The sequence below is a fragment of the Nonomuraea sp. NPDC050663 genome (genome assembly GCF_044456985.1).
Classification (GTDB): domain Bacteria; phylum Actinomycetota; class Actinomycetes; order Streptosporangiales; family Streptosporangiaceae; genus Nonomuraea.
This window is the reverse complement of record NZ_JBITGL010000008.1, coordinates 1-14547: the sequence shown is the minus strand read 5'-3', so window position 1 is coordinate 14547 and position 14547 is coordinate 1. Positions and strand designations below refer to the sequence as shown.

Sequence of the window (14547 nt, the reverse complement as noted above, 5' to 3'; positions counted from 1 at the left end):
GCCCCAGGCGGCTCCCAGGGAACTACAAGGAAAGCTCGGTACTCTCCCTCTGCATGAAATGGCAGCGAACGGTAAATAGCGCCCTTTCCCGATATACCGGATTCCAGCTAAATCGAGTAGGAAAACCGGAGTCCGAGCCGGAAGTCGATATTCGTCGTCCTGCCGATCCGAAGACCGACCGGTTGCTCGACAAGCCGATCTTCATCATGTGTCCGGTCCGCTCGGGTTCGACCCTGCTGCGCGCGATGGCCAACGCGCACTCGCAGCTTCACGCCCCCCACGAGCTCCACGTGCGCCGTCTGGAGGTCGGCTTCGGCACCAAGCTCAGCGAGCGGGCGATGGAGGAACTCGGCCACAACCGCGCCGACCTTGAACACCTGCTCTGGGACCGGGTGCTCCACCGCGAGCTGGTCCGCAGCGGCAAACGCCACATCGTCGACAAGACCCCCTCCAACGCCTTCGTGCACGAGCGCATCGCCACCTGCTGGCCCGACGCCCGCTTCGTCTTCCTGCTGCGCCACCCCGCCTCGATCGCCGCGTCGTGGAAGGAGGCCAGCCCCGACAAGCGCGGCCCGGAGGAGGCCGTCACCGACGCGCTGAGGTACATGAAGGCCGTCGAGCGGGCGCGCAAGGCGCTGCCCGGACTGACCGTGCGCTACGAGGACCTGACCGCGAGCCCCGAGGCGGAGACCCGCCGGCTGTGCGAGTTCCTGTCGCTGCCCTGGGAGCCGAGCATGCTGGAGTACGGCACGCAGGACGTGATCCGCAAGGGCCTGGGCGACTGGAAGGACAAGATCCGCTCCGGCAAGGTCCAGCCCGCCAGGGAGATCCCGCAGGACGTTCCCGAGGTGCTCAAGCCCATCTGCAAGCGCTGGGGATATCCGGCATGAAGATCCGTTACCTGATCCTGCACGCCTACGGGCTCGGCGGCACCATCCGCACGGTCACCAACCAGGCCAACGCGCTGGCCGCGCGCGGGCACGACGTGGAGATCGTCAGCGTGGTCCGGCGGCGCGACAAGGGCCGCTTCTGGGTCGACCCGAGAGTAAGGCGCAGCACCCTGGTGGACCAGCGCGACGGCGTCGAGGCCGACTCGGTGCCGCGGCGGGTCTGGCGCAAGATGCGCGGCCAGGTCGTCCCCCGCGGCGAGTTCGCCGCCGACTACTTCACCGAGAAGGTCGAGAAGGCGGTCATCGACTACGTCGCCGAGCTCGACGAGGGCATCCTGGTCACCACCCGGCCCGCCCTCAACCTGATCTCCGCCCGCCGCGGCTCGCGCGAGGTCATCCGCGTCGCCCAGGAGCACATGAGCCTGACCGCCTACCGCGAGCCGGTGCGCCGCGACATCGCGCGCTACTACGGCCGCTTCGACGCCGTCCAGGTGCTGACCAGGGCCAACCAGGAGGAGTACCGGCAGCTGCTGCCCGGCACCGAGGTGGTGCGCATCCCCAACGCCGTGCACGCGATGCACAGCGGGCCGTCGCAGCAGGAGAACCCGGTCGTCGTGGCCGTCGGCAGGCTGGTCCACCAGAAGGGCTTCGACCTGCTCATCCCCGCCTTCGAGCAGGTCGCCAGGAAGCACCCCGACTGGCAGCTGAAGATCTTCGGCAGCGGTCCCAAGAAGGCCGACCTCAGCGCCCTCATCGAGAACCCCCAGGCGATCAAGCTGATGGGAGCCACCAACAAGCTCGACGAGGAGCTCTCGAAGGCGTCGATCTACGTGCTCAGCTCCCGCTTCGAGGGGCTGCCGATGGCGATGATCGAGGCGATGACCCACGCGCTTCCCGTGGTCTCCTACGACTGCCCGACGGGCCCCGCCGACGTGCTCACCGACGGGAGCGACGGCTTCCTCGTCGAGCCCGGCGACGTCGACCGCCTGGCGGACGCGCTCGACCGGCTGATCTCCGACCGCGACCTGCGGGTCAGGATGGGTACGGCAGCGGCGGCGACGGCCAAGGAGTATTCGGCCGACGCGGTGATCCCGCTGTGGGAGGAGCTGTTCGCCGAGCTCAGCTCCCGACACTCTGGTAGTGCTTGAGCTGCCCCCGCCACACCTGGTAGCCCAGCGCCAGCAGGATCACGCCGAGCACCGGCCCCGCCAGCGCCCACGTGGCGTCCAGCTTGCCGAGCACGACGCTCACCGGGACGTAGGCCACGAAGGCGACGGGCAGCACGTAGGTGAGCAGCCACTCGACGACGGAGCCGAAGATCTTCAGCGGGTAGGAGCCGAACGTGCTGAAGGCCTCGTCGACGAAGGACCGCAGCGCGTAGGTGTCGAGCAACCGGAGCGACAACGAGCACAGGGCCAGGAAGAAGGCCCCCTCGATGAGCGCTCCGGAGACGATCGCGACGACGCACACGATCACCGGCCACGGGCCCCACTGGATGCCGGTGCTCTGTCCGGCCACGACCAGCAGCGTCACGCCGACCAGCAGGTCGCCGACCTGGGCCAGGCCCAGGCGGTTGCCCAGCACCTGGACCAGCGGGTTGAGCGGGCGCAGCAGGTAGCGGTCGAACTCCCCCTCGCGCACCAGGAACTCGATGTTGTGCAGCGCCATCAGCGGGATCATCGCCACGCCGTGGGCGGTCAGGCGCAAGCCGTACAGGAAGGCGATCTCGGCCAGGCCCCAGCCGGCGAGCGACGGGAAGGTGTGCATCACCACCCAGATGAACGCGAAGCCGGTGCCCTGCCAGACCGCGCCGGTGAGGATGCCGATGACGCTGTTCATGCGGTACTGCAGCGCGCTTCGCAGGGCGGCCCGCTGCAGGAGCCAGAAGAGCCTCAGTGCCCTAACCACCCTGGATCACCACCCTGCGGTGGGCGCGCGACCAGATCAGCTGGAGCAGGAGCGCCAGGCCGGCCACCCAGGCGAGCTCGGCCAGGATGGTCGGGACCAGGTCGGTGATGTGCCCGATGTAGACGCCCGCGGGCACGTAGCCCATGTACTTGAACGGCAGCGCGTCGGCCAGCGCGCCGAGGAAGCCGGGGAAGAAGGCCAGCGGCACCATCGTGCCCGCGAAGAACTGGCTGACCAGGCGGAACAGGACGGCGACCCATACGGTCTCCAGGGTCCAGAAGCCGATCAGGCTGATGAGGAGGGCGAGCTCGACGGTGATGGCGTAGCCCATCACGAGGGTCACGACGTATCCGGGGAAGTGCGCGGGCGCGGTGATCGATCCCACGAGCAGCACCACCGGCACGACGGGCAGCAACAGGAGCAGCCCGCCCAGCGTGTTGCCGACCTGGAAGGAGGTCATCTGCCGCATGAAGCCGACCGGCCTGGCCAGGTCGAAGAAGACGGTCCCGGTGCGGATGCGGTGGGAGATGATCCGCGACACCTGCGTGTTCATCGCGAACACCTGCAGGTTGGCCAGCGTGAGGTAGGCCAGAAGCTGCGGCAGCGTGATGCCCGCCGCCTCGCTCCGCGCGCCGTACACGGCGGTCCAGATCATGCGCAGCAGGAACACCTGGGCGACCAGCGTCACCATCATGAAGACGATGTTGCTGCGGTAGGCCAGGGCCAGACGGAGACCGATGCGCGTCATCGGGCGTAGATCCCTTTGATGACGCTCTCCAGGTCGGGCTCCACGATCGACAGGTCGCGGATCGTGTGCTCGGCGGCGATCGCGGCCACCATGCCCGGCAGGTCGTCGTGGATGTCGTGGACCTGGGTGCCGGACTCGAGCTCGACCACCAGCCGGCGCGGCTGGTCGACCAGGGCTTCGATGGCGCCGTCGAAGAGCACCTTGCCGTTGTCGATGAGGATGATGCGCTTGCACAGGGCCTCGACGTCGGCAAGGTCGTGCGTGGTGAGCAGGACTGTCGTACGGCTGGAGCGGTTGGTCTCGACGATGAACTCGCGCACCGCCTCCTTGGCCAGGACGTCGAGCCCGACGGTCGGCTCGTCGAGGTAGAGCAGCGGCGGTTCGTACAGCACCGCGGCGGCCAGGTCGCCGCGCATCCGCTGGCCGAGGCTGAGCTGGCGCACGGGGGTGTCGAGGAAGCCGTCGAGCCCGAGGATCTCGCGCACCTTGCCCAGGGCCTTGTCGAAGTGCTGCACGTCGTAGAGCGCCCCGACGAGGCGCAGGGACTCGATGAGCGGCAGGTCCCACCAGAGCTGGCTGCGCTGGCCGAACACCACGCCCACGTTGCGCGCGTTGGCCGTGCGCTCGCGCCAGGGCACCAGCCCGTTGACCTCGACGCTGCCGCTGGTCGGCGTGAGGATGCCGGTCAGCATCTTGATCGTGGTGGACTTGCCGGCGCCGTTGGGGCCGAGGTAGCCGACGATCTCGCCCTCGTCGATCTCGAAGGAGACGTCGTCGACCGCGAGCTTTTCTTCGTACTGCCTGGTGAACAGCGTGCGGACGGTTCCGAACGGGCCCGAGAAGGTCCGTGGCCGGCGGAAGACCTTCGATAAGCCCTCGACGCGGATCATGTGAAGGATACTTTCTTCGAAATAGATCGACTGCAACTTCTTTAACGGGGTAGCCACCACACCGTGAAAGTCGCGGTGATTGCCCACAAGAAGAAGACATTCGGCGGGGGACTGGACGAGCTGCGGGTCAGGATCACCGATCGCCAGGTGGACGATCTGCTCTGGTACGAGGTGCCCAAGAGCCGCAAGGCGCCCAAGAAGGCGAAGCAGGCCCTGAAGGAGGGGGCCGAGCTGATCTTCGTCTGGGGTGGCGACGGCACGGTCCAGCGGTGCGTCGACGCCCTGGCCGGCAGCAAGGCTGTCGTCGCGATCGTGCCCGCCGGCACGGCCAACCTGCTGGCGCAGAACCTGGAGATCCCCCGCGACATCGAGGAGGCGGTGCGGATCGGGTTCGAGGGCAAGCGCCGCAAGATCGACCTGGGCCGCATCAACGGCGAGCACTTCGCGGTCATGGCGGGCGTGGGCTTCGACGCCGAGATGATCGCCGACGCCGACCGCGGGCTGAAGGAACGGCTCGGCAAGCTCGCCTACATCTGGACCGGACTGCGGCACGCGGGCGGCTCCACGACGCCCACCCAGGTCAAGATCGACGGCACGGACTGGTTCGACGGCGAGGCGAGCTGCGTGCTGCTCGGCAACGTCGGCACGATCACCGGCGGCATCGAGGCCTTCGACGACGCCAAGCCCGACGACGGCTGGCTGGAGGTGGGCGTGGCCACCGCGCGCAGCAAGCTGGAGTGGGGGCGGCTGCTCGGCCAGATGGCGACGGGCCGCTCGGACGAATCCCCTTTTGTCCGCATCACCAGGGCCCGAAAAGTCACCGTCAAACTCGGCACGCCCCGCACCTACGAGCTGGACGGAGGGGCGAGGGCGATAGCAGCGAAGCTGAAAGCCGATATTCGGGCGCAGGCCATCACGCTTTGTACGCCATACTGACGCGATGGATTGGGTTTCGAAGTTCGCTGACGAGGTCACGGCCGAGGCGGAACGCCGCGCTCCCGGCAAACCGATCGTCTGCGCCTCCGGACTCAGCCCCTCCGGCCCCATCCACCTCGGCAACCTGCGCGAGGTCATGACGCCGCACCTGGTCGCCGACGAGATCCGGCGGCGCGGGCACGAGTGCGTGCACCTGCTCTCCTGGGACGACTACGACCGCTTCCGCAAGGTCCCCGCGGGCATCGACCCCTCGTGGGAGCAGCACATCGGCAAGCCGTACACCTCCGTGCCCGCCCCGCCCGGCAGCGAGCACCCGAACTGGGCCGAGCACTTCAAGGCGCCGCTCGTCGACGCGCTCGACGAGCTCGGCATCGAGGTGCGGGCGATCAGCCAGACCGACATGTACACCAGCGGCGCCTACCGCGAGCAGATCCTGCGCGCGATGGCCCGGCGCCACGAGATCGACGAGGTGCTGGCGCAGTATCGCACCGCCGAGGTCGCCGAGTACTACCCCTACCGGCCCTACTGCACCGAGTGCGAGCGCGACCTGACCAAGGTCACCGCCTACGACGAGCAGAGCACGGAGCTGGCCTACACCTGCGCGTGCGGCTTCGGGGAGACCGTACGGCTGGCGACCTTCGACCACGGCAAGCTCGTGTGGAAGGCCGACTGGCCGATGCGCTGGGCCTACGAGGGCGTGGTCTTCGAGCCGTCGGGCGCCGACCACCACTCGCCCGGCTCCGCCTGGGTCGTGGGCGGCCAGATCGTCGGCCCCGTCTTCGGTGCCGAACGGCCCATCGGCCCCATGTACGCCTTCGTCGGCATCACCGGCATGTCCAAGATGAGCAGCTCCAAGGGCGGGGTGCCGATCCCCTCCGAGGCGCTGGAGATCATGGAGGCGCCGCTGCTGCGCTGGCTCTACGCGCGCCGCCGGCCCAACCAGTCGTTCAACGTCGCCTTCGACCAGGAGATCCACCGGATCTACGACGAGTGGGACGCCCTCGGCCGCAAGATCGCCGAAGGGCGCGGCCTGCCCGCCGACGAGGCGGCGCACAGCAGGGCCGTCCACACGCTGCCGCTCACCCAGAAGGCTCTGCCGTACCGGATGCTGGCCTCGATCGCCGACATCACCACCGGCGACCAGGAGCAGCTCCTGCGCATCCTGCGCGACATGGGCGTCTCCACGCTCGACGAGGCGCGGCCCAGGCTCGACAAGGCGCAGCGCTGGGTGGCCACCCAGCTGCCCGCCGACGATCGCACCCGCGTGCTCCCCCAGCCCTCCGACGAGCCGCTGAGCGACGAGCAGCGCGAGTCGCTGCGCCTGCTCGTCGAGGGCCTCGACGAGCACTGGTCGCTCGACGGGCTGACCACGCTGGTGTACGGCGTGCCGAAGCTGCAGGCGGGCCTGCCGCTCGACTCCCCGGCCACGCCCGAGCTGAAGACGGCCCAGCGGGAGTTCTTCGCCCTGGTCTACCGGCTGCTCGTCGGCAAGGAGACCGGGCCGCGGCTGCCGACGCTGCTGCTGGCGGTCGGCGTGGAGCGGGTGCGCAAACTGCTGTCCCGATGACGGTGGTGATCACCGGGATCATGGCCTCGGGCAAGTCCACGGTGGCGCAGGCGCTGGCCGAACGGCTGCCGCGCGCGGCCCACGTTCGCGGCGACGTCTTCCGTCGCATGATCGTCAGCGGCGGCGAGGGCATGAGCCCGTCGCCGTCGCCCGAGGCGCTGCGCCAGCTCCGGCTGCGCTACCGGCTGGCCGCCTCGACCGCCGACACCTACGCGGAGGCCGGGTTCATCCCAGTCGTGCAGGACGTGATCATCGGCGAGGAGCTGGCCACCCTTCTCGGATATTTCCGGATCCGGCCGGTGCGGCTCTTCGTGCTCGACCCCCATCCACACGCTGTGGAGGAACGCGAGCGCCGGCGCGCCAAGACGGGCTACCACGGCTTCACCGTCGCCCAGCTGCACGAGGTTCTCCACGACCAGACCCCGCGCCTGGGCCTCTGGCTCGACACCACGCGCCAGAGCGTCGCCGAGACGGTCGACGAGATCCTCGCTCGGTGGAACGAAGCAATCGTAGATCCGTAGAAACACCCATCACCTGTCAAGGGCAAAGGGCACATGTCCGGAACCGGTCTCGATCAGGGGTTGACCAGAAGGGCGAAAGGAGATCTTTGTCGCCCCTGCAAGGCAGAGTCAAGTCACATGCAGGCTTGCAGGCGCACCCTTGGTCCATGAGCACCAGACCCGCGCACACCGTCAGCGTCGTGGTTCCCGCGATGAACGAGGCGGCCAACCTCCCGCACGTCTTCGCCACCCTGCCGAGCTGGGTGGACGAGGTCATCCTCGTCGACGGCAATTCCGTCGACGACACCGTGGCCGTCGCCAGGCGGCTGCGCCCCGACCTCCGCGTGGTCACCCAGACCCGCCGCGGCAAGGGCAACGCCCTCATCGAGGGCTTCGCCGCCGCGCAGGGCGACATCATCGTGATGATCGACGCGGACGGCTCCACCGACGGCAGAGAGATCGCCGCATTCGTGGCGGCCCTGGAGGCCGGTGCGGACTTCGCCAAGGGCTCGCGTTACATCCCCGGCGGCGGCTCCGACGACATCAGCCCGATCCGCTCGCTGGGCAACCGCGTGCTGACCGGCCTGACCAACATCCTGTACGGCACGCACTACACCGACCTGTGCTACGGCTACAACGCGTTCTGGGCCAGGCACCTGGCCGTCATGGAGCTCGACTGCGACGGATTCGAGATCGAGACCCTGATGAACGTGCGCGCCGCCCAGGCCGGCCTGCTCATCGACGAGGTGCCCAGCCACGAGCGGCTGCGCCTGCACGGCGAGAGCAACCTGCACGCCGTCCGCGACGGCTGGAGAGTGCTGAAGACCATCTTCCGCGAGCGCTCCCGCCAGCCCCTCACGGCCACCGAGGCCGCCATCGCGCTGGCCAAGTAATGTCGGCTGGGTGCGTTACATCATCATCGGGGCAGGAGCCGTCGGCGGCACCATCGGCGGGCGGCTCTTCCAGGCAGGTCATGACGTAGTCCTCGTGGCGCGCGGCGCCCACCTCGAGGCGCTCCGCACCACCGGCCTGCGCCTGCTCACACCCGATTCAGACGACCTTCTCCCCGTCCCCGCGTCCGGCGGCCCCGTGCCCCCGCGCGCCGGCGACGTGCTCATCGTCGCCACCAAATCGCAGGACACCCTCTCCGCCCTCGAAGCCTGGCCACGTGACCTGCCCGTGGTCTGCGCCCAGAACGGCGTGGCCAACGAGGACAAGGTGCTGCGGCGCTTCTCCCAGGTGTACGGCATGTGCGTCTGGCTGCCCGCCACCCACCTCGACCCCGGCGTCGTCGCCGCGTACGGCACGCCGCACTCCGGGCTGCTTCCCGTGGGCCGCTATCCACAGGGTGTGGACGACCTGGCGCAGCAGATCGCCGCTGACCTGACCAAGAGCGGATTCGTCGCGCCAGCCGTACCCGACGTCATGCGATACAAGTACGGCAAGCTCCTCAGCAACCTCGGCAACGCCGTCGAGGCCCTCGTCGGCCACGCCGACGGCATGGCCGACCTCGCCAAGCGGGCCACCGCCGAAGGCGAGGCCGTGCTCGCCGCCGCGGGCATCGCCCACCCCACCCGCCAGGAAGAGCAGGACCTGCGCGGCAACCAGGTGGACCTGCGGCCCATCGAAGGCCTGACACGCGGCGGCGGCTCCTCCTGGCAGAGCCTGGCCAGGGGCGCCGGATCGATCGAGGCCGACTACCTCAACGGCGAGATCGTCCTGCTCGCCCGCCGCATCGGCGTCGGCGCGCCCGTCAACGAGGTGCTCCAGCGCGAGGCCAACCGGTTCGCCCGCGGCAAGCACGCACCCGGCTCCATGCCCGTCGACGACCTACGCCGCCTCATCGACGAGCGTTCCGCAACCTGATCCCGCTGAACTCCAGCGAACTGGAGATCACTTCCTCCCAGAAGGGCCACAGGCTGCTCATCACCCGCAGCTGGATGCCCTCGCGCTCGTGCAGCCCGAGCAGGTCGGTCACCCGCTCGGGCGGCGCCAGCGGCCGCACCGGCACCGTCGCCACCACCGCGTTGTCGAAACGCGCCTCGAACGGCTCCGCGGGCAGGCGATAGGCGTACAGCTCCACCTCCTGCATCGCCTTCAGCCAGCCGAACTCGATCGCGTGCACCCGCGTGCCGCAGCCCGCGCCGATGATGCGATCACGGTCGTCGGCGGTCGTCGCCGGGCCCGTCCACGCCATCGCGCGCGGGCACTGGCGCGGGAACCAGTAGTCAGGACACCGCTCAGGGCCGACGGCCCACACGAAGGCGTCCTTCTCGTTCGAGGTAGGCGCCACATGCGGCGCGAATTCGGTGATGGTCGGGTCTTCCGAGAAATGCAGCACCTGTCCAGGCGCTGGTTTCATGGACGCTCCAAAGGGAAGTTGGGGAATCGCTCTGACGAGGAGGAGTGAATTCGCCATGGTAGTTCTGGGAGTCCTTCTGGTCCTAGCAGCCGCTGGGACCATCGCCTTTGTCGCCGTCAATTCCAGCTCGATGTCCGAGGTCACCTACAGCGCGTTCGGGTACTCCGTCTCCGCGAACCATCTGGAGATGTTCGTGGCCGGAGCCGTCGTCGCCGCCCTGCTGCTGCTCGGCATCGCGATGATCAACTCCGGGTGGAAGCGGGCCTCCGTCCGCCGCCGCCGCCTCCGCGAGGTCCGCCACGAGGCCGACGACCGCGTCGCCAAGCTGGAGGAGGAGAAGCGAGCCCTGCAGCGCAAGCTGGAGGAGGAGCACACCTCGCGGCCCGACGTGCAGCCGGTCCAGCCCGCCGCCGACCACGCCGACCACACCCCCGCCCACGCCGCCACCGACCGCCTGGTGCACCGGGACACCACCCGCGCATGATCCCCCGGGGGGCCTTCCGGCCCCCCGCACCCGGTCGGCCGGCTCACCGGCCGCCGATGAAGTATCTGGCCGGGATGAACACCTCGTGCCCGGTGGCGAAGCCCACCCGCACCCCGGCGCTCGTCCACTCCGTCATCCGCACCGAGCCGAACGACGCGTCGACGTCCACGCGATGGCCGTAGGAGAAGCCCGGATCCCGCCCCACCACGATCTGGTGCGACTCCCCGAGGAGGGCGCTCTCGCGCACCAAGGCCAGCGCGTGCTCGGAACCGTCGGCGTAGTCCACGGCGGGTGGCTGGTCGCTCCGGTACACCACCTCGGACCGCGGCCATCGCGCCGCGACCGACAGCGCGACTCCCACCACGATGCCGAGCACGACATACCCGAGGCCCTTCAGCCGTCGGCCCGCGCTCATGATGCTCGCTCCCCGGCCGGAAACCGGACCTCCAACGTCAGCCCACCCCCCGCCGCGTTGGCCTCCGCCCTCACCTCCGCGTCGTGGGCCGCCGCGATCGAGGCCACGATCGACAACCCCAGCCCCGCCCCGCCCAGTGACCGCGTGCGGCTGTGCAGGCGGCGGAACGGCTCGAACAGCTCACCCACCCGTTCCCCCGGCACCACCTGCCCGGTGTTGCTCACCACCAGCCGGCGCTCGCCGTACAGGCTCACCGTGACCGATCCGCCCGGCCGGTTGTAGCGGATCGCGTTGTCGAGGAGGTTGGCCACCAGCCGGGTCAGCAGGACGGGGTCGCCGGTGACCGTGCATGGTTCCGGGTCGAGCCGTACGTCGAGATCGCCCGCGACGAGCTCGGCCACCACCTGGCGGACGAGCTCGTCGAGGGCGATCTCCTCCAGGTCGACGAGCCCGCGGTCGCTCTGGGCCAGGAGCAGCAGCCCGTCGATGAGCCGCTCGCTCCGCTTGGTCGTCTCCAGCAGCTCGTGCCGGATGCGGGCGAGCTCTTCCGGGCCGGGATCGGCCAGGCCGATCTCGATCGCGGCCCGCTGGATGGCGAGCGGGGTGCGCAGTTCGTGCGAGGCGTTGGCGGCGAAGCGGCTCTGCGTGTCGACCGAGCGTTCCAGCCGTTCGAGCATCGCGTCGAAGGTGTCGGCGAGTTCGCGCAGCTCGTCGTGCGGGCCGCGCAGCGCGATCCGCTCGTGCAGGTTCGACAGCGACAGCCGCCGCGCGGTCGCGGTGATGTGGTGGATGGGGCGGAGCACCCGGCCCGCCATCCACCAGCCGCTGCCCAGCGCGACGGCGGTGAGCACCACCATGACGAGCAGCGTGAAGTCCCACTGGTAGGCCAGGACGAGGTCGGGTAACGCACCGATGGCCCGCTCGATCTCGGCCTCGACGGCGCGGATGGGCGGCCCCGGCAGAGTGGAGGGCGTGCGCATGAGCATGTCGACCCGCCGCTCCAGTACGGCTCGCAGCAGCACGTTCACAGTGACCAGCAGGGCGGCCGAGGTGATCAGGAACAGGCCGGCGTAGAGGGCGGTCAGCCGGAACCTGAGGCTCACACCCGGTACCCCGCGCCCGACACGGTCTGGATGACCTGCGGTTCGCCGAGCTTGGTGCGCAGCTTCCTGATCGTCACGCGGACCACCGTGGTGAACGGGTCAGTCTGGTCGTCCCAGGCCTGCTCCAGCAGTTCCTCCGCGCTCACCACCCGGCCGCGGGCGCGCATGAGCACTTCGAGGACGGCGAACTCCTTGCGTGACAGGTTCAGGTAGCGCCCATCGCGGAAGGCCTGCCTGCGCGGCGTGTCGAGGACGATGCCGTGCTGACCGGTGAGCACCGGCGGCAGGGCGGTCCTGCCGCGCCGGCCGAGCGCCTGGACCCTGGCCACGAGCTCGGCGTAGGCGAAGGGCTTGGGCAGGTAGTCGTCGGCGCCGAGGGCGAGCCCGGCCACCCGCTCGGGCACCGAGGCGGCTGCGGTGAGCATGAGGATGCGCGTGCCGCCCGCCGCGGCCGCCAGCCGGCGGCAGATCTCGTCGCCGTGCACCTCGGGCAGGTCGCGGTCGAGGACCAGCACGTCGTAGTCGCCCTCGCGCACCGCACGCAGCGCCTCGGCGCCGTCGTAGGCCACCTCTACCGTCATGGACGCCCTGCGCAGGCCCTCGGCCACCAGATCGGCCAGGAAGCGCTCGTCCTCCGCCACCAGAACGCGCATGATCCATTGATAGCGCGAGGGGCGTAACAGTGCGGTTAACGTTTGCGGTCACCGCCGCCAGATGCCCGGATCGGCACGCTGTGCGGCATGAGAACACTGATTCTGGCGCTGGCCCTCACCGCCGCCCCGCTCGGCCCTCTCGCGGCGAGCACCACCACCGCATCGAGTGCCGACGCCTGCGTCCCGCTGACCAAGGAGCCGGACCAGGGGTTGAAGCCGACCACGATCGAGACGATCGGCCAGGCCTTCGACTGCGTCTTCGAGCACTACTACGCCGCTCCCGTCCTGGACCACCGGCCCATGCTGCTGCGTGCCTTCGGCAAGCTCACCGCCGAGTTACAGCGCCGCGACCTCGACGCCTCCGACGCGGTGATGCCCGCGCTCACCGGCGACAGGGCCGAGGACTGGGCGGCCTTCGCCGGGACCTACCGGAGCCTGGCCGCGCGGGTGCCCGCCGACGCGCAGCAGGCGCTCGCCGCGGCGACCATGCGCGGGATGATGAGCGCGCTGAACGACAACCACGCCGGCTGGGACCGGCCCGAGGGCGACGGCGCCGCGTACGGCGTCGGCATCCTGGGCGTGTCGGCGCGGCCCGACGACTCCGCGGCGCGCGGCCCGCTGCACATCACCAAGCTGCAGCCCGGCAGCCCGCTGGCCAAGCGGGGCGTACGGCCCGGCGACATCATCGTCTCGGTCAACGGTCACGCCCCGTTCGTCAACGGCTTCCTCGTGCCGTCGGCGCTCGACCCGATCATGGGCAAGGAGCCCGTGGAGCTGACGCTGCGCCGCCCCGGCAGCGGGCGCACGTGGAGGGTGAAGATCACCCCCGTCCCCTTCGAGCCCGAGCGGCCCACGGTGAGCGCCAAGCGGCTGGAGGGGGACGTCGCCTACGTCAAGGTGCCGGGCTTCTACGGCGGCGTCGCCGACGAGGTGCGCAAGGCGATCGAGGGGCTGAGCGTGAAGCGCGGGATCGTCCTGGACCTGCGCGGCAACGGCGGCGGCTCGCCGAGGGAGGTGACCCGCCTGCTGGGGGCCTTCGCGCACGGCAAGATCACCAGCTACTTCTGCGACGTGCGCGACAAGTGCACGCCCAACCGCACCGACGACAGCGTGCCGCTGCTCGGGCTGCCGCTGACGGTCCTGATCGACCGGGAGTGCGCCTCGGCCTGCGACGACTTCTCGGCGGCCGTGAAGGGGCTCGGACTGGGCACGCTGGTGGGCACGCGCACGGCGGGCCTGGTGTCCGGTCCCGGCGCGCCGTACCTGCTGTCGGACGGCAGCGTGCTGTCGTTGCCGAAGCTGCACCACCGGGGGCCGGGCAAGGAGATCGTCGACACGATCGGCGTCCCGGCCGACCACCAGGTGCCCACGACCGCCGAGGATCTGGCGGCGGGGCGCGACCCGGCGCTGGCCAAGGCGCTGGAGCTGCTGCCCTGACGGGGACCCGGTGGCCGGCCTCGCGGACCTGCCCGCGGACCTGCCCGTGGACCTAGCCGTGGACCTGACCGCGGACCTGTCCGCGGACCGCCTAGCTGTAATGACCTGAGAGGTTAGGAACGCGGCTGGCAGGTGGCTGGCAGGTGGCTGGCCACCGAGTGCGGTGTGACCGCGGTGGTGATTGTAGGCGTGTAGCCACTGTGGGAGTGTCCGGCGGCGTTCGTTCTCGCTGGTGTAGAGCCTGCTGTAGGCCCATTCCTCCAGCAGGGTGCGGTTGTGGCGTTCGACTTTGCCGTTGGTCTGGGGCCGGTAGGGGCGGGTGCGTTTGTGGGTGATGCCGGCTGCGCTCAGGGTGTCGCGCCACAGGTGGGAGCGGTAGCAGGAGCCGTTGTCGGTCAGCACGCGGCGCACGGTGATTCCGGCGGCGGTGAAGTAGGCGTGGGCGCGCTGCCAGAACGCGACGGCGCTTTCCCGGGTCTCGTCAGGCAGGATTTCGGTGTAGGCCAGGCGGGAGTGGTCGTCGACGGCGTTGTGCAGGTAGCTGTAGCCGAGGTTGGGCCGGCCGTGGCGGGTGCGTGGCCGGGTGGGGTCGCGGTGGGCGGAGCTGTTGCGGCTGCCGGTGGCGCGGCCGTGGGCTTTGTGGCCGCCGCCGTC

The 14547-nt window shown here is 69.9% G+C and carries 16 protein-coding genes and 1 pseudogene; 9 read left to right on the top strand and 8 right to left on the bottom strand.

The window, feature by feature from the left end; translation table 11 throughout:
• Positions 1 to 53 precede the first annotated feature (53 nt).
• Both ACIBH1_RS25025 and ACIBH1_RS25020 read left to right on the top strand, forming a co-directional pair.
• On the top strand, positions 54 to 890 hold the full coding sequence (locus ACIBH1_RS25025; protein ID WP_397316333.1) for a sulfotransferase family protein: 837 nt from the start codon (positions 54 to 56) through the stop codon (positions 888 to 890).
• A complete protein-coding gene (locus ACIBH1_RS25020; protein WP_397316331.1) occupies positions 887 to 2038 on the top strand; it encodes a glycosyltransferase family 4 protein in 1152 nt (383 codons plus the stop codon). The genes ACIBH1_RS25025 and ACIBH1_RS25020 overlap by 4 nt, the downstream gene beginning before the upstream one ends.
• On the opposite strand, the gene ACIBH1_RS25015 is transcribed toward ACIBH1_RS25020, so the two are convergent.
• From ACIBH1_RS25015 to ACIBH1_RS25005, 3 genes are read right to left on the bottom strand one after another with little or no spacing between them, the layout of a single operon-like run.
• Positions 2010 to 2798, bottom strand: a complete 789-nt coding sequence (locus ACIBH1_RS25015; protein WP_397316329.1) for an ABC transporter permease — start codon at positions 2796 to 2798, stop codon at positions 2010 to 2012. The genes ACIBH1_RS25020 and ACIBH1_RS25015 overlap by 29 nt on opposite strands.
• Complete coding sequence (locus tag ACIBH1_RS25010) at positions 2791 to 3546, bottom strand: ABC transporter permease (protein WP_397316328.1); 756 nt, start codon at positions 3544 to 3546, stop codon at positions 2791 to 2793. The genes ACIBH1_RS25015 and ACIBH1_RS25010 overlap by 8 nt, the downstream gene beginning before the upstream one ends.
• Positions 3543 to 4436 (bottom strand): ATP-binding cassette domain-containing protein, encoded by an 894-nt coding sequence (locus tag ACIBH1_RS25005; RefSeq protein ID WP_397316327.1) that lies wholly within the window; start codon positions 4434 to 4436, stop codon positions 3543 to 3545. The genes ACIBH1_RS25010 and ACIBH1_RS25005 overlap by 4 nt, the downstream gene beginning before the upstream one ends.
• A 63-nt stretch (positions 4437 to 4499) precedes the next feature.
• On the opposite strand from ACIBH1_RS25005, the gene ACIBH1_RS25000 reads away from it, so the two are divergent.
• The 5 genes from ACIBH1_RS25000 (at position 4500) to ACIBH1_RS24980 (ending at position 9305) form a co-directional block, all read left to right on the top strand.
• On the top strand, positions 4500 to 5372 hold the full coding sequence (locus tag ACIBH1_RS25000; protein ID WP_397316326.1) for a diacylglycerol/lipid kinase family protein: 873 nt from the start codon (positions 4500 to 4502) through the stop codon (positions 5370 to 5372).
• A gap of 4 nt (positions 5373 to 5376) precedes the next feature.
• A complete protein-coding gene (gene lysS, locus ACIBH1_RS24995) occupies positions 5377 to 6939 on the top strand; it encodes a lysine--tRNA ligase (protein WP_397316325.1) in 1563 nt (520 codons plus the stop codon).
• Positions 6936 to 7460, top strand: a complete 525-nt coding sequence (locus ACIBH1_RS24990; RefSeq protein WP_397316324.1) for an AAA family ATPase — start codon at positions 6936 to 6938, stop codon at positions 7458 to 7460. Before lysS ends, ACIBH1_RS24990 begins: the two co-directional genes overlap by 4 nt.
• A 146-nt stretch (positions 7461 to 7606) precedes the next feature.
• Entirely contained in the window at positions 7607 to 8332 is a 726-nt protein-coding gene (locus tag ACIBH1_RS24985; protein WP_397316323.1) for a glycosyltransferase family 2 protein, read from the top strand.
• Positions 8333 to 8342: 10 nt separating this feature from the next.
• On the top strand, positions 8343 to 9305 hold the full coding sequence (locus tag ACIBH1_RS24980; protein WP_397316322.1) for a ketopantoate reductase family protein: 963 nt from the start codon (positions 8343 to 8345) through the stop codon (positions 9303 to 9305).
• On the opposite strand, the gene ACIBH1_RS24975 is transcribed toward ACIBH1_RS24980, so the two are convergent.
• The gene (locus ACIBH1_RS24975; RefSeq protein WP_397316321.1) at positions 9280 to 9801 is read right to left on the bottom strand and encodes a DUF6886 family protein; all 522 of its coding nucleotides are present in this window, start codon (positions 9799 to 9801) and stop codon (positions 9280 to 9282) included. The genes ACIBH1_RS24980 and ACIBH1_RS24975 overlap by 26 nt on opposite strands.
• Before the next feature lie 130 nt (positions 9802 to 9931).
• Here ACIBH1_RS24975 and ACIBH1_RS24970 point away from each other — a divergent pair, with 130 nt between their 5' ends.
• Positions 9932 to 10285 (top strand): hypothetical protein, encoded by a 354-nt coding sequence (locus ACIBH1_RS24970; RefSeq protein WP_397316320.1) that lies wholly within the window; start codon positions 9932 to 9934, stop codon positions 10283 to 10285.
• Positions 10286 to 10328: 43 nt separating this feature from the next.
• Here the strand turns inward: ACIBH1_RS24970 and ACIBH1_RS24965 are convergent, their stop codons facing one another.
• Genes ACIBH1_RS24965 through ACIBH1_RS24955 form a run of 3 tightly spaced genes read right to left on the bottom strand, consistent with a single transcriptional unit; the run spans position 10329 to position 12456 of the window.
• On the bottom strand, positions 10329 to 10700 hold the full coding sequence (locus ACIBH1_RS24965) for a hypothetical protein (RefSeq protein WP_397316319.1): 372 nt from the start codon (positions 10698 to 10700) through the stop codon (positions 10329 to 10331).
• Entirely contained in the window at positions 10697 to 11803 is a 1107-nt protein-coding gene (locus ACIBH1_RS24960) for a sensor histidine kinase (protein ID WP_397316317.1), read from the bottom strand. The genes ACIBH1_RS24965 and ACIBH1_RS24960 overlap by 4 nt, the downstream gene beginning before the upstream one ends.
• Complete coding sequence (locus ACIBH1_RS24955) at positions 11800 to 12456, bottom strand: response regulator transcription factor (protein WP_397316316.1); 657 nt, start codon at positions 12454 to 12456, stop codon at positions 11800 to 11802. Before ACIBH1_RS24955 ends, ACIBH1_RS24960 begins: the two co-directional genes overlap by 4 nt.
• Before the next feature lie 87 nt (positions 12457 to 12543).
• On the opposite strand from ACIBH1_RS24955, the gene ACIBH1_RS24950 reads away from it, so the two are divergent.
• Complete coding sequence (locus ACIBH1_RS24950) at positions 12544 to 13893, top strand: S41 family peptidase (protein ID WP_397316315.1); 1350 nt, start codon at positions 12544 to 12546, stop codon at positions 13891 to 13893.
• Positions 13894 to 14022: 129 nt separating this feature from the next.
• On the opposite strand, the pseudogene ACIBH1_RS24945 reads toward ACIBH1_RS24950, so the two are convergent.
• Positions 14023 to 14547 (bottom strand): annotated as a pseudogene (locus tag ACIBH1_RS24945) (integrase core domain-containing protein); the annotation flags it as partial.